At 59.8% G+C, this 12,926-nt stretch carries 11 protein-coding genes; 3 read left to right on the top strand and 8 right to left on the bottom strand.

Translation table 11 applies throughout. The features are described 5' to 3' along the window. Positions 1-104 precede the first annotated feature (104 nt). The 7 genes from HU765_RS03720 to HU765_RS03690 form a co-directional block, all read right to left on the bottom strand. Positions 105-1,511, bottom strand: a complete 1,407-nt coding sequence (locus HU765_RS03720; RefSeq protein WP_186619079.1) for a sigma 54-interacting transcriptional regulator — start codon at positions 1,509-1,511, stop codon at positions 105-107. 130 nt (positions 1,512-1,641) lie between these two features. Continuing rightward, positions 1,642-3,216 (bottom strand): ABC transporter ATP-binding protein, encoded by a 1,575-nt coding sequence (locus tag HU765_RS03715; RefSeq protein WP_186619078.1) that lies wholly within the window; start codon positions 3,214-3,216, stop codon positions 1,642-1,644. 9 nt (positions 3,217-3,225) lie between these two features. After that, the gene (locus HU765_RS03710) at positions 3,226-4,248 is read right to left on the bottom strand and encodes an ABC transporter permease (RefSeq protein ID WP_186619077.1); all 1,023 of its coding nucleotides are present in this window, start codon (positions 4,246-4,248) and stop codon (positions 3,226-3,228) included. Beyond that, positions 4,248-5,315 carry a microcin C ABC transporter permease YejB gene (locus tag HU765_RS03705; RefSeq protein ID WP_186619076.1) on the bottom strand — a complete coding sequence of 356 codons (1,068 nt, stop codon included), beginning with the start codon at positions 5,313-5,315 and terminating at the stop codon, positions 4,248-4,250. The genes HU765_RS03710 and HU765_RS03705 overlap by 1 nt, the downstream gene beginning before the upstream one ends. Further along, positions 5,315-7,183, bottom strand: coding sequence for an extracellular solute-binding protein (locus HU765_RS03700; protein ID WP_186619075.1), 1,869 nt, complete (start codon positions 7,181-7,183; stop codon positions 5,315-5,317). The genes HU765_RS03705 and HU765_RS03700 overlap by 1 nt, the downstream gene beginning before the upstream one ends. 131 nt (positions 7,184-7,314) lie before the next feature. Beyond that, entirely contained in the window at positions 7,315-7,596 is a 282-nt protein-coding gene (locus tag HU765_RS03695) for a peptidylprolyl isomerase (protein ID WP_186546400.1), read from the bottom strand. Positions 7,597-7,685: 89 nt separating this feature from the next. After that, on the bottom strand, positions 7,686-8,555 hold the full coding sequence (locus HU765_RS03690) for a triacylglycerol lipase (protein ID WP_186619074.1): 870 nt from the start codon (positions 8,553-8,555) through the stop codon (positions 7,686-7,688). 336 nt (positions 8,556-8,891) lie between these two features. Between HU765_RS03690 and HU765_RS03685 the strand changes: the two genes are divergently transcribed. Further along, complete coding sequence (locus HU765_RS03685; protein ID WP_186619073.1) at positions 8,892-9,971, top strand: hypothetical protein; 1,080 nt, start codon at positions 8,892-8,894, stop codon at positions 9,969-9,971. Positions 9,972-10,028: 57 nt separating this feature from the next. Here HU765_RS03685 and HU765_RS03680 read toward each other — a convergent pair whose 3' ends face one another. Next, on the bottom strand, positions 10,029-11,099 hold the full coding sequence (locus tag HU765_RS03680; RefSeq protein ID WP_186619072.1) for a 3-deoxy-7-phosphoheptulonate synthase: 1,071 nt from the start codon (positions 11,097-11,099) through the stop codon (positions 10,029-10,031). Between the two features lie 613 nt (positions 11,100-11,712). Between HU765_RS03680 and HU765_RS03675 the strand changes: the two genes are divergently transcribed. Both HU765_RS03675 and uvrY read left to right on the top strand, forming a co-directional pair. Continuing rightward, a complete protein-coding gene (locus HU765_RS03675; protein ID WP_186619071.1) occupies positions 11,713-12,156 on the top strand; it encodes a GNAT family N-acetyltransferase in 444 nt (147 codons plus the stop codon). Between the two features lie 127 nt (positions 12,157-12,283). After that, positions 12,284-12,925: a UvrY/SirA/GacA family response regulator transcription factor gene (gene uvrY, locus HU765_RS03670; protein WP_024012761.1), complete on the top strand. Its 642-nt coding sequence runs from the start codon at positions 12,284-12,286 to the stop codon at positions 12,923-12,925. The last annotated feature ends 1 nt before the right edge of the window (position 12,926 follow it).

Raw genomic sequence — 12,926 nt, 5'->3', positions numbered from 1 at the left:
AGCCCGCTCCCACATTTGGAGCCCGGTTTCCCTGTGGGAGCGGGCTTGCTCGCGAAGCTTTTGCTCTTGTCTTCAAAAGGAGATGCAATATCTCTATATGGAGACTAAGCCAGCCCCAGCGCCACCATCTTCTTGTACAGCGTCGAGCGTCCAAGCCCCAACCGAACCGCAGCCTCCGGGACTTTCCCCGCGCATTGCGCCACGGTCGATTCAATCAGTTGCCGCTCGAATCGTGCTCGTGCCTGAGCAAATGTTTCCCCGGTCAGCGCTGGCACCGGCGGCGCAGCGCTGCGCTCGACCGGTGTTAAAGTGCCAATGGCCGCGCGCAGATCACTTTCCGTCAGGATCAGGTCATCGCTGAGCAGTGCCGCCCGTTCCAGCACATTGCGCAATTCGCGGATGTTCCCCGGCCAGGCATGTTCCCCGAGCAATGCCAGCGCATCACGGTGCAATTCATGCTGGCTGCGCAGCTCTTCAAGGATCGCTTCGCTGAGCGCCGGCAAATCATCAAGGCGCTCGCGCAGCGGCGGTACGTGGATTGGCAGGACATTGAGGCGATAGTACAAATCGGCGCGAAATTCGCCGCGCTTGATCGCCGCCTGTAGGTCCGTCGAAGTAGCCGCGATCACCCGAACGTCGCTCTGGATCACCTCATTGGAACCGACCGGTTCGAACTCTTTCTCCTGCAATACGCGTAGCAATTTGCTTTGCAGCGGCAGCGGCATGTCGCCGATCTCGTCGAGAAACAACGTCCCGCCCTGAGCGATCTGCAGTTTGCCAGTGCGGCCCTTGCGGTCGGCGCCAGTGAAAGCACCGGGTGCCGTGCCGAAAAATTCGGCTTCCAGCAACGCCTCGGGAATGGCCGCACTGTTGATGCTGACGAAGGCTTTGTGGGCGCGGGGCGAAGCGCTGTGGATCGCCTGCGCGAGCAGTTCCTTGCCGGTTCCGGTTTCCCCCAGCAACAGCACCGGCGAGTCGGCACTGGCACTGCGCCGCGCCCGGCGTTTGACTTCGAGGCTGGCCGCGCTGGTGCCGATGAAATGGGCGAAGTTGTATTTGGTCTGGCGAGCGCGCAGCAGGGAGCGGGTCGAGGCGAGTTCTTCCTGCATGCTCAGGTAGCGCTTGAGCATTGGCGACAGGGTGCGCAGCTCGTCGAACAGCGCGAAACCGATTGCGCCGATCACCGTGCCGGCGTCGTCGTGAATCGGCAAGCGCATCACTACCAACGGTTCCTTCGGCGTGTCCTGCATGTCCAGCAAAATCGGGCGCCCGGTGCGCACCACTTCACGCAACAGACTGCCAGGAATCACGCTTTCACAGGCTTTGCCGATCGCGCCTGCCGCCGATTCGAGGCCGAACCGCCGGGCGTAGCGCTCGTTCATCCAGACGATATTGGCGTCGCGGTCGACAATCACCGTGCCTTCGCTCGACTGCTCGATGATTTCGAACAGTGAGCGGATCGCCAGGGTGCGCACCCGTTGATAGTCCTTGAGGCTTTCGGTGGTGTTCATGAAGGCTGATCCTGGTTGTGTGTTGCCAGCGCCGGCCTTTCGCGAGCAGGCTCGCTGCCCCAATTACCCTGTGGGAGCGAGCCTGCTCGCAAAGGCCGCGACGCGGTTTCAAGCCGAGCGCCGATTATGCCTACCCCGGATGCGCCGCCGCCAACAGCTCTTTGGTATACGGGTGCTGCGGGTTGTCGAACACGTCATGACTGGCACCGCGCTCGACCACCTGGCCGTCCTTTATCACAATCATGTCGTGCGCCAGCGCGCGCACCACTGCCAGATCATGGCTGATGAACAAATAGGTCAGGCCGTGTTTTTCCTGAAGCTGGCGGAGCAGGGCGACCACCTGTTTCTGCACGGTGCGATCGAGCGCCGAGGTAGGTTCGTCGAGCAGGATCAGCGCCGGTTTCAGCACCAGTGCCCGTGCAATGGCGATACGCTGACGTTGCCCGCCCGAGAACTCATGGGGGTAGCGATGGCGACTTTGCGGATCAAGTCCGACCTCTTCAAGCACGCGGATCACTTGCGCGTCGCATTCATCGGCGCTCGATGCGCAATGTACTTCCAGGCCTTCGCTGATGATTTGCGCCACCGACATGCGCGGGCTGAGGCTGCCGAACGGATCCTGAAACACCACTTGCATCTGCCGTCGCCACGGGCGCAGTTGTTTCTGATTGAGGCCGTCGAGCGCTTCACCCTGAAAGCGAATGCTGCCCTCGGAGTCGAGCAGGCGCAGGATTGCCTGACCCAGCGTGGACTTGCCGGAGCCGGACTCGCCGACAATGCCCAAGGTCTTGCCGCGCTGGATGCTCAGGCTGATGCCGTCCACGGCGCGCAGGTATTGCTTGCGCTGAAACAGCCCGCCGCCGACGACAAACTCGACCTTGAGATCATCGACTTCCAACACGTTTTCGCGTTCGTCCCGAGGCAATGCCTCGCCCTCGGGTTCGGCGTTGAGCAGCACGCAGCTGTAGGGGTGTTTGGGTTCAGTGAACAGGGTATCGCACGGCGCCTGCTCGACAATCTCGCCGGCTTTCATCACGCAGACCCGCTGGGCAATGCTGCGCACCAGATTAAGGTCGTGACTGATCAGCAGCAGCGACATGCCCAGCCGTTTCTGTAGCGATTTGAGCAGCAGCAGGATTTTGCGCTGCACGGTGACATCCAGTGCCGTGGTCGGTTCGTCGGCAATCAGCAGCTCCGGTTCGCAAGCCAGGGCCATCGCGATCATCACCCGTTGGCGTTGGCCGCCAGAGAGTTGATGCGGGTAAGCCTTGAGCCGCTCGGCAGGTTTCTGAATGCCGACCAGCCCGAGCAGTTCCAGGATGCGTTGCTGCGCTTGCTTGCCGCCGAGGCCACGATGCAGCAGCAGGGTTTCGCCGATCTGCTTTTCAATGGTGTGCAGCGGATTGAGCGAGGTCATCGGCTCCTGAAAAATCATCGCGATGCGATTGCCGCGCAGTTCCCGCAATACTTTGGGGTCGGCCCCAAGCAGCTCCTGATCGCGATAACGAATGCTGCCAGTGGTGTGCGCCTCGGCTTCGGGAAGCAGTTGCAGGATCGAATGCGCGGTTACCGATTTGCCCGAGCCCGACTCGCCAACCAGGGCCAGGCATTCGCCGGGACGGATGTCCAGACACAGGTCACGCACCACTGGCTGGCCATGGAAGGCGACGGTGAGATGACGAATTTCAATCAGGTTATCGGTCATGGCCACGCTTCAGGATCGAGGGTCGAAGGCGTCACGTAACGCTTCGCCGATGAAAACCAACAGGGAAAGAATCAGTGCAAGGGTGAAAAACGCGGTCAGCCCGAGCCATGGCGCTTGCAGATTCTGTTTGCCTTGGGCGATGAGTTCACCCAGCGAGGCGCTGCCGGCGGGCATGCCGAAGCCGAGGAAGTCCAGTGCAGTCAGGGTCGAGATCGCCCCGGTCAGAATGAACGGCAGATAGCTCAGCGTCGCGTTCATGGCATTGGGCAGGATGTGCCGGATTATGACCTTGCGGTCCGTCAGGCCTAATGCGCGCGCCGCTTTGACATATTCCAGGTTGCGCCCGCGCAGGAATTCGGCGCGTACCACATCCACCAGGGCCAACCATGAAAACAGCGCCATGATCCCGAGCAGCCACCAGAAATTGGGTTCGACAAAACCCGAGAGGATGATCAGCAGATAAAGCACCGGCAGTCCCGACCAGACCTCAAGCACACGCTGGCCGAGCAGGTCGACCCAACCGCCGTAATAGCCTTGCAGCGCCCCGGCGCCGATACCGATCAGCGCGCTGACCAACGTCAGCAACAAGGCAAACAGGATCGAAACCCGTGCGCCGAAGATCACCCGTGCCAACACGTCGCGCGCCTGGTCGTCGGTCCCCAGCCAGTTGACCGATGTCGGAGGACTCGGCGCCGGTTTGTTCAAGTCGTAATTGGGGGTGTCGTCACTGAACGGAATCGGTGGAAACAGCAGCCAGCCACCGTCCTTGCGGATCAGGTTCTGCACATAGTCGCTGCGGTAGTCGGCCTGGAACGGCAGTTGCCCGCCGAATGCCTGCTCGGTGTGGCGTTTGAACACCGGGAAATACCACTGGCCCTGATAGCTGACCATCAGCGGTTTGTCGTTGGCGATCAACTCACCGCCCAGCGTCATGACAAACAGTCCGATAAACAGCCACAGCGACCACCAGCCGCGGCGGTTTTTCTTGAAACGCTCAAAGCGTCGACGGCCCAGCGGGGAAAGCTTGAACATCAGGCGTTCCTCGCAGCGAAGTCGATACGCGGGTCCACCAACGTGTAGCAGAGGTCACCGATCAGTTTTATCAAAAGGCCGAACAAGGTGAAGATGAACAGTGAGCCGAACACCACGGGATAATCGCGCGACACCGCCGCTTCGTAGCTCATGCGTCCGAGACCGTCGAGGGAGAAAATCACTTCGATCAGCAATGAGCCGGCAAAGAACACACTGATGAAAGCCTGGGGCAGGCCTGATATCACCAGCAGCATTGCATTGCGAAACACATGCCCGTACAGAACGCGGCGCTCGCTCAGGCCTTTGGCTCTTGCGGTCACCACATACTGGCGAGTGATTTCATTCAGAAACGAGTTCTTCGTCAGGATCGTCAGCGTGGCAAATCCGCCGATCACCAACGCCGTCACTGGCAACACCAGATGCCAGAAGTAGTCGGCGATCTTGCCCAGCGTCGACAGCGACTCGAAGTTGTCGGAGACCAGACCGCGCACCGGAAACCAGTTCAGCGAGGTGCCGCCGGCGAACACCACGATCAGGAACATCGCAAACAGGAAGGCCGGCATCGCATAACCGATGATGATCGCCGTGCTGCTCCAGATATCGAAATGACTGCCATGGTGCACGGCCTTGCGGATGCCCAGCGGAATCGACACCAGATAGGTGATCAGGGTCGCCCAAAGGCCGAGGGAAATCGTCACCGGCATCTTTTCCAGGATCAGATCGGTCACCGTGGCACCACGAAAGAAGCTTTTGCCGAAGTCTAGTTGCGCATAGTTTTTCAGCATCAGCCACAGGCGTTCGTGGGCCGGTTTATCGAAGCCGTACTGTTTTTCAATGTCCTTGATCAGTTGCGGGTCCAGGCCTCGACTGGCGCGGGACGTGCCGCTGAGGGTTTCGCTCGCGCCACCGCCGACACTGGCCCCGGCCCCGCCGATGCCTTGCAGGTGGGCGATGGCCTGCTCGACCGGGCCGCCGGGCGCGGCTTGAATAATCACAAAATTGACCAGTAGGATGATCACCAGTGTCGGGATGATCAGCAGCAGACGCCGCAGAATGTAGGCCCACATCAGCGCGGCCCTCCGGGTCTGCCGCGAGCGATTTTCTCGGCGGTCATCTGCTGGTTGGTCAGCGCTGTGGTGCTGATTTCCCACCAGCTCTCGATGGCTTCGTCATTGCTGGCCTGAACCGACGGGATGCCGAAGCGGTTCCACCAGACCGTCGAGGAACCGGGCGGGTAGTAGTTGGGAATCCAGTAGTAATTCCACTGCAGGACCCGGTCCAGCGCATGGGCATAGTGGAGCATGTCGGATTGCGTCGATGCGCGTATCAGACCGTTGATAAGGGTATCGACGGCGGGGTTTTTCAACACCATGTAGTTGTTGGCCCCCGGATCGTTCGCCGACACCGAGCCGAAGTAATTGAGCAACTCGCCGCCCGGTGACGTCGACACGGGATAGCCCGTGACGATCATGTCGTAATCGCGGCTCATCAGTCGGTTGACGTATTGCGAGGAGTCGATCCGGCGGATGTTGAGGTCAATCCCGATCTGTTTCAGCGTGCGCTTGTAGGGCAGCAACAGGCGGTCCATGCCGTTCTGGCTGACCAGAAAAGTGAAGCTCAGCGGCTCGCCGTCGGCATTGACCAGTTGATCGCCGTCGGGCTTCCAGCCGGCCTGCTCAAGCAGCTCGAGGGCTTGCAGTTGTTTGTCACGGATGATGCCGCTGCCATCGGTCTTCGGGGCTTCGAAGACCTTGCTGAAGACTTCGTCAGGCACCTGGCCGCGCAGCGGTTCGAGGATTTTCAGTTCCGCTGCGTCGGGCAGTTCCCGGGCGGCGAGGGCGGTGTTGGAAAAATAGCTCTGCTGGCGAATGTACAGATTGCGCATCATCTGCCGGTTGCTCCATTCGAAATCCCACAGCATTGCCAGCGCCTGACGCACGCGGCGATCCTGGAACATCGGTTTTTGCAGATTGAACACAAAACCCTGCGCCGACTGTGGTGCCTCGGTGGCCAGATGCGCCTTTTGCAAGCGACCGTCACTCAGGGCCGGGCTGTCATAGCCGATCGAGTAACCGGTGGCGGAGAATTCGCGGTTGTAGTCGTACGCGCCGCCACGCAAAACCTGACGGGCGACGTCGGTATCGCCGAAGTACTCGATGCTGAAGTGGTCGAAGTTATACAAACCGCGACTGACCGGCAGGTCGCTGCCCCACCAGTCGGGGTTGCGCTCGAAGGTGATACTGCGCCCGGAATCGACTTTGCCCACGCGATATGGCCCGCTGCCCAAAGGGGGTTCATAACCGCCGCCGCCGGCGAAGTCGCGATGCTTCCACCAATGTTCGGGGAGTACCGGCAGGGTTGCGATATCGAGCGGCAGGGTGCGGTTTTCGTTGCTTTTGAAGTCGAAGCGCACAATCAGCGGCGCCTCGATTTCGACGCCTCTGACGTCGGCAAACTGGGTGCGATAACGCAAGCTGCCCTGGGTCATCAGCAGGTCATAGGTATAGCGCACGTCCTCGGCGGTGATCGGCTTGCCGTCGGCAAAACGCGCCTTGGGGTTGATGAAGAAGCGCAGCGACAGGCCATCATCTGAACGCTCCATCTTCTGCGCCACCAGACCGTAGACGGTGTACGGCTCGTCCAGCGAGCGCTGGGCGAGTGGCGAATACAGCAGACCGTCGATCTGGGTAACGCCGATGCCTTTGTCTATATAGGGCAGCAGATGGTCGAAGTGGCCGATCTCCAGTGCCGAGCGGCGCATCGTGCCGCCTTTCGGCGCTTGCGGATTGGTGTAGTCGAAGTGGCTGAACCCGGCAGGATATTTGGCGGGTTCGCCGTATACGGTCAACGCGTGTTGTGGGGCAGCGTTCACGCTGGCGACACTCGAAAAGAGTGCGAGGGCGGTGAGCATCAATGTCGGGAAAACCAGTCGCATCGTCAGCCTTGGAACCGGGAAATCGATAAGCGCAAGTTGTACGCGAGAGGCGCGCCAGTCGCCAGTCGCATGTGTAACTGAAACACAACGGCCCACCAAAGGGCGGGCCGTTGCGCGCAATCAGTTCAACATCAGTCCTGACGGCTGGTCACTTCCAGCAGGTGATAACCGAACTGGGTTTTCACCGGGCCTTGTACGACATTGATCGGTGCGCTGAACACCACGGTGTCGAACTCCTTGACCATCTGGCCAGGACCGAACGAACCCAGGTCGCCGCCCTGACGGCTGGACGGGCAGCTGGAGTTGGTTTTGGCGACTTCGGCGAAGTCGGCACCGCCTTCAATCTGGGCCTTGAGTTCGTTGCACTTGTCTTCGCTGGAAACCAGGATGTGGCGGGCAGTGGCTTTAGCCATGGGAAAACTCTCCAATCATTTATCAGTAAAGTGCGGAGCCTACCGCAATCAGGGGACGAATTCTCGGCAAAGTTCCGTCCGCGTCTCGCTTACAGGCCGGCAGTCCGCAAGCGCTCGGCATGCTCGACGTACAGCTCGATCGGGTCGGGCGAAGAGCGAGTGGCGGTGACGGGACGACGCAGACTGGCCAAATGATCCAGTGAATAGTCGGAACGAATCACCTGTCCCAGATGAGAGCTGAAGCGACCGACGAAGCCGTCATTCTGTTGCGGCTCGGTGGTGAAGTAGTGCGCCAGTATCTGGCACATGCCTTGAACCGGATCCAGTGTCGGCATCTGCTGGCTGGGTAGCACGCCGCTCCAGGAGTAATAGTGCACACCGTTGACCTTGGCCGGGCCATGTCCTCCCCACGTGTCGGGCAATCCTTGCGGGTATTTGTCATTAAATGCGCCGACACCTTCCGTGGTCAGCGCATTGAGTGCCGCCACCGCGCTCTGCGGCAACGCCGTGGTCCCACTGAGCAGCGACAGGAAGTCGGCGAACTGTGTCGCCACATTCTGGGCCACCGCTTCCGGCAATTTGCCGGGAATCAGCGCCTTGCGCAGAAAATCCGCCAGCTCCGAGCCGTGGTTCGGGCCGCTCACCGACGTCACTGATGCGACGCTGTCTGGGGTAACCGCCGCAGCGTAGCGAGCCGCCAATGCGCCCTGACTGTGCCCAATGAGATTGACTTTTTCTGCACCTGTGCCTCGCAGCACACAGGCGATCTGAGTCAGCAGCTGTGCGCCTCGCGTTTCGTTGTTGTGGGTGGCGGACAGGTGCGGAACAAACACTCGGTTGCCGACTGCTTTCAAGGCGTCCTTGACGTCATGAAACAGCTCGAAATGGCCTATCCGTTCGAACCCGAACAGACCGTGTACAAGCAGGATGGGGTAACGAGTCGGAGCATTCCGTTGCATGTTCTTACCTTTTTCGAAGTGGTTCATCGGGGAAATCTGCTGGCCACTCTAAAACACCCTTTGGATTGAAGAAGTACGAAGAGGCTTCATGTTTATGTTGAAACTGGACTAGGGCACGTAAGACGTTTCGGATCTCCATGAAATCCAAGTCGGAATATCTGGACGTCTTAAACCTCAATGACACCCATTTTGGCTTGCTTGCCTACTCGGCTCGTAGCCTTTGCGCTGGACTCGCGACGTATCGCGCTGACATAAAAAAACACGTGCAAAGCGTTCAATGCATGGTGTCGATATCGCCCATGAGGGCGCTACGTTATCCAGGGAATGGAGCCGAGAATGACTCATCACGAAGTTGGGTTTTGCTATTACACATGCCACTCGAACAATGTCCGCCCAGCGCCGGAGGCGTTGCCGGCACCGGTGATTGCCGGGCTGCAAGGCGATGTGCTCGATCCCGCCCTGGCCAGGGTCGTCGTCCGTGTCGCCGCCTATGCCGGCATGGTTTGTGGAGATCAGGTGCATCTTTATTGGGAGGGCCTGGACATCGAAGGCTTTGCCTACCAGCACGAGAGGGTCCGGTTTGTCAGCGAAGCCTTGGTGGGCCAGGACCTCGTGTTCGTTATCAAGGGCATGCACGTGGCCGCGCTCGATGGCGGGTCGCTGCAGGTTTTCTGGACACTGCTGAGCGCCGACCTGCCAGCACCGCTTGAATCCGGGCGCCTGCAATTGTCTGTCGGCGACGTCCGGACGCGGCTGTTGGCACCGCATATTGAAAACATGGTGGGCGGAACGCTGGACCCCTCACGCGTCGAGGAGGGTGTGCTGGTCACGTTGCAACCTTATGCGCGAATGTCGACGGGCGACCGGGTGCTAATGGCGTGGCGTGGAACCCAGTCATCAGAAACGTTCAACGATGCGCTGACCGTGCAGCCATTTGCTGTCGGCGACATGTTGTCGTTCTGGATTCCAGCTCGGTACATCGAGGCGCACCGTGGCGATCGCGTCAGCGTGGACTATCGTGTCGAGTCAGTGTGCGGCGCGGTTCGGCTGTCAGACCCTGCCAGTGTCTTCATCGGTCCGCTTTTGCGCGGCGAGCTGGACGCTCCAGATGTGCTTGAAGCCGTCGACGATGTGCTCTCGGTAGCGGATTCGACGGATGGCATTACTGTCGAAATCGCCAATGCGCAAGCGCAGGAAGATGAGCTGGTTTATCTCAAGTGCGACGGCGATCTATTCAATCATCGCGATGATCGGGAAATTACCCGGGAAACGGCCGGTCAGCCGCTGATATTCATTGTGCCCCACCGGTTCTGGCGCGAGCACCAGGGGACCACCGTGCGGATTGCCTACACAGTCGAGCGTCTGGATGATGTCAGTCAGCGCTCGGCGGTGAGACACCTGAGGGTAGAGGCGTAGCCTGGGCGCAACACCCGCCGGTTTCATTTGAAAGCGGCGGGCGACATGGCTGCTGCGTCAGCGGTGCGAAGCGAGGCGCCGGGCGGCATCAAGCAACAAGCGCTCGGTTGCCTCGAAGCCAAGGCAGCCATCGGTAATCGACACCCCGTAGCGCAGCGATGCGCTCAGTGGCTGACAACCTTCGAACAGATGAGATTCGAGCATCATGCCGATAAGCGAATGATCGCCGCGCAGCCGCTGTTCAAGCACATCGTTGAACACCGCCGGTTGACGTAACGGGTCCTTGCCGCTGTTGGCATGGCTGCAATCGACCATGATTCGGCTGGGGATCTTCACGCGTTTCAGCTCGGCGTTGAGGCTGGCGACGCTCGTTTCATCGTAGTTGGGACCGAGGTGGCCTCCGCGCAAGACCAGATGCGTGTCGGGGTTGCCGGGGGTTTGAATAATCGCCGGGTGGCCCTGGCTGTCGACGCCGAAGTGCCGATGCGCATGGGCGGCAGAACGCATTGCATCGACGGCTACCGCTGCGCCGCCATCGGTACCGTTTTTGAAACCCACCGGCAGGTTCAGGCCGCTGGCCATTTCACGGTGTATCTGCGATTCGGTCGTGCGCGCACCAATCGCAACCCAACTGAGCAGGTCGTCGAAGTAATGGGCGGCCATTGGTTGCAGCAGTTCCGTGGCGATCGGCAAGCCGAGACGGATCATTTCCAGCATCAGTTCGCGCGACAGGTTCAAGCCAGCGGCCATGTCGTCACTGCCGTCCAGATGCGGATCGTAGGCCAGGCCCTTCCAGCCGACGGTCGTGCGTGGCTTTTCAATGTAGGCGCGCATCACCAGGAGCATTTCGCCGCTGACGTCATTGGCGAGGCCGGCGAGCTGGCTGGCGTATTCAAGCGCGGACTGAGGATCGTGGATGGAGCAGGGGCCTACGACAACCAACAGGCGCTGATCTTCGCCGTTGAGGATCGCGCGAACGGCCTGGCGATGAGCAGTGACTTGCTGGCTCAAGGCGTTGCTCAACGGCAATTGCTGCTTGAGTTGCAGCGAGCTTGGCAGACGCACGGTCAGTGCTTCGTTGGCGCAATTGAGGGAGGACAGCGGCAATGCGGAAACGGACGAGTTCATATTCGGTCTTCCTGGGCCAGTGGCGGGGGCTTCCCGCGCACTCGACCCTACTGGGGTGTTCGACAATTGGCCGTACTGGCCACGACTGCGTGTTTGCCACCTGTGGGTGACCGATCGGAGGCGGCAGGCTGTCCCGAGCGGAGGCTGGTAAATCGCCAGGCGCTAAAGCTGTCGTAACGGTAATAAGTGGCGTAGTTCATGGTTTGATCCTCAAGGTGTCTGGTGTGCTGCTGAAAAACGGGTTCTGAAAAAAACAAAACCCCCGGTCGGGAGGCCGACCGGGGGTTGAGAAAATCTCTGGTTGGCGACCCGTTGTCTTGGGCGCCGTGTGGGTATCAGGCGCGCCAGTGGCTAAACCAATACCCAAAATAAAAGCTCACGGGAGCGCAGGCGTCATTCACCCGGACAGCCGCAACCGAGCGCGGTGCGCTGGCGATCGATAGCTGTGAAGGGGCGTTGAGCATGGTCTGTCTCCGATGAATGCGCCGAGCTTACTAGAGGCCTGCACGCATCAGCAATCAGAAAATGCTATCGCCCGCCGAGTAAAACGCCTATCACTCGAGCGCGGCAAAGGTTGTGGCACACTCCGCGTTTATCCAGGCAGGAGGGGTGAATGAGCTTCCAGATACGTCGCGCCACTGAAGATGACCTTGGTTTTGCGCGCGACCTGACGTGCGCGAACATGCTGCACTATTACATTGACTACGATTTGTTGTGGCAGGACGCGGCGTTCGATGCCGGGTGGAGCGGTCGCGAAAACTGGCTCATCCTCCTGGCGGGTATGCCGATCGGTTTTTTCAGCCTCAGCCAGGATGCGCGGGCGCTGTACATTCGCGAGTTGCAGATTGCCGAGGATTATCAAGGGCGCGGTGCGGGTTCCTGGGCGATTGATCAGGTTATCGATAGGGCATGTCAGGCAAGACACCCGGCCGTGCGTCTCACCGTGTTCGAGACTAATCCGGCGCAACGGTTGTATTGGCGCAAGGGGCTGCGAGTGCAGGGCAGGGACGAGTGTTTCCTGAGGATGCAGCTGGATTTAAGTACACCTGTGCGCTGAAACCCGCGCCGGGCAAGCTCCGGATGATGAATTGAAACTTTTTAAATGCAGCTTGCTGCTAGGTCTGTCAGGCACTTTTTGCTAAGGTGTCCGGCAACCCAATAAGACCATATCGCGAGGTGTCTGCTTGATTAGGGTGCTAGTGGTCGATGACCATGATCTCGTTCGTACAGGCATTACACGAATGCTGGCCGATATCGATGGCCTGCAGGTGGTGGGTCAGGCTGAATCAGGTGAAGAGTCCCTGATCAAGGCGCGAGAATTAAAGCCTGACGTGGTGCTGATGGACGTCAAGATGCCCGGCATCGGCGGACTGGAAGCCACGCGTAAGCTATTGCGCAGCCATCCGGATATCAAAGTGGTTGCCGTGACGGTGTGCGAAGAAGACCCGTTTCCCACGCGATTGCTCCAGGCCGGGGCCGCTGGCTATCTGACCAAAGGGGCAGGTTTGCCGGAAATGGTGCAGGCTATTCGCCTGGTCTTCGCCGGCCAGCGCTACATCAGCCCGCAGATCGCCCAGCAGTTGGCGATCAAATCCTTTCAGCCGACCAACGATTCACCGTTCGACGCCTTGTCCGAGCGTGAGATTCAGATCGCGCTGATGATCGTCGGTTGCCAAAAGGTGCAGATCATCTCCGACAAGTTGTGTTTGTCGCCAAAAACCGTGAACACCTACCGTTATCGTATTTTCGAGAAGCTCTCGATCAGCAGCGACGTCGAGTTGACACTCCTCGCGGTTCGTCACGGCATGGTGGATGCCAGCGCCTGAC

The organism is Pseudomonas sp. SWRI81 (assembly GCF_014268545.1).
Classification (GTDB): domain Bacteria; phylum Pseudomonadota; class Gammaproteobacteria; order Pseudomonadales; family Pseudomonadaceae; genus Aquipseudomonas; species Aquipseudomonas hamedanensis.
The sequence above is the reverse complement of the archived record's forward strand: the minus strand, read 5'-3'. Positions and strand labels throughout refer to the sequence as shown.

What these genes read in the sequence shown, in the direction of transcription:
- HU765_RS03720 (WP_186619079.1), bottom strand. Translation starts at nt 1,511, where the DNA reads ATGAACACCACCGAAAGCCTCAAGGACTATCAACGGGTGCGCACCCTG.
- HU765_RS03715 (WP_186619078.1), bottom strand. Translation starts at nt 3,216, where the DNA reads ATGACCGATAACCTGATTGAAATTCGTCATCTCACCGTCGCCTTCCAT.
- HU765_RS03710 (WP_186619077.1), bottom strand. Translation starts at nt 4,248, where the DNA reads ATGTTCAAGCTTTCCCCGCTGGGCCGTCGACGCTTTGAGCGTTTCAAG.
- HU765_RS03705 (WP_186619076.1), bottom strand. Translation starts at nt 5,315, where the DNA reads ATGTGGGCCTACATTCTGCGGCGTCTGCTGCTGATCATCCCGACACTG.
- HU765_RS03700 (WP_186619075.1), bottom strand. Translation starts at nt 7,183, where the DNA reads ATGCGACTGGTTTTCCCGACATTGATGCTCACCGCCCTCGCACTCTTT.
- HU765_RS03695 (WP_186546400.1), bottom strand. Translation starts at nt 7,596, where the DNA reads ATGGCTAAAGCCACTGCCCGCCACATCCTGGTTTCCAGCGAAGACAAG.
- HU765_RS03690 (WP_186619074.1), bottom strand. Translation starts at nt 8,555, where the DNA reads ATGCAACGGAATGCTCCGACTCGTTACCCCATCCTGCTTGTACACGGT.
- HU765_RS03685 (WP_186619073.1), top strand. Translation starts at nt 8,892, where the DNA reads ATGACTCATCACGAAGTTGGGTTTTGCTATTACACATGCCACTCGAAC.
- HU765_RS03680 (WP_186619072.1), bottom strand. Translation starts at nt 11,099, where the DNA reads ATGAACTCGTCCGTTTCCGCATTGCCGCTGTCCTCCCTCAATTGCGCC.
- HU765_RS03675 (WP_186619071.1), top strand. Translation starts at nt 11,713, where the DNA reads ATGAGCTTCCAGATACGTCGCGCCACTGAAGATGACCTTGGTTTTGCG.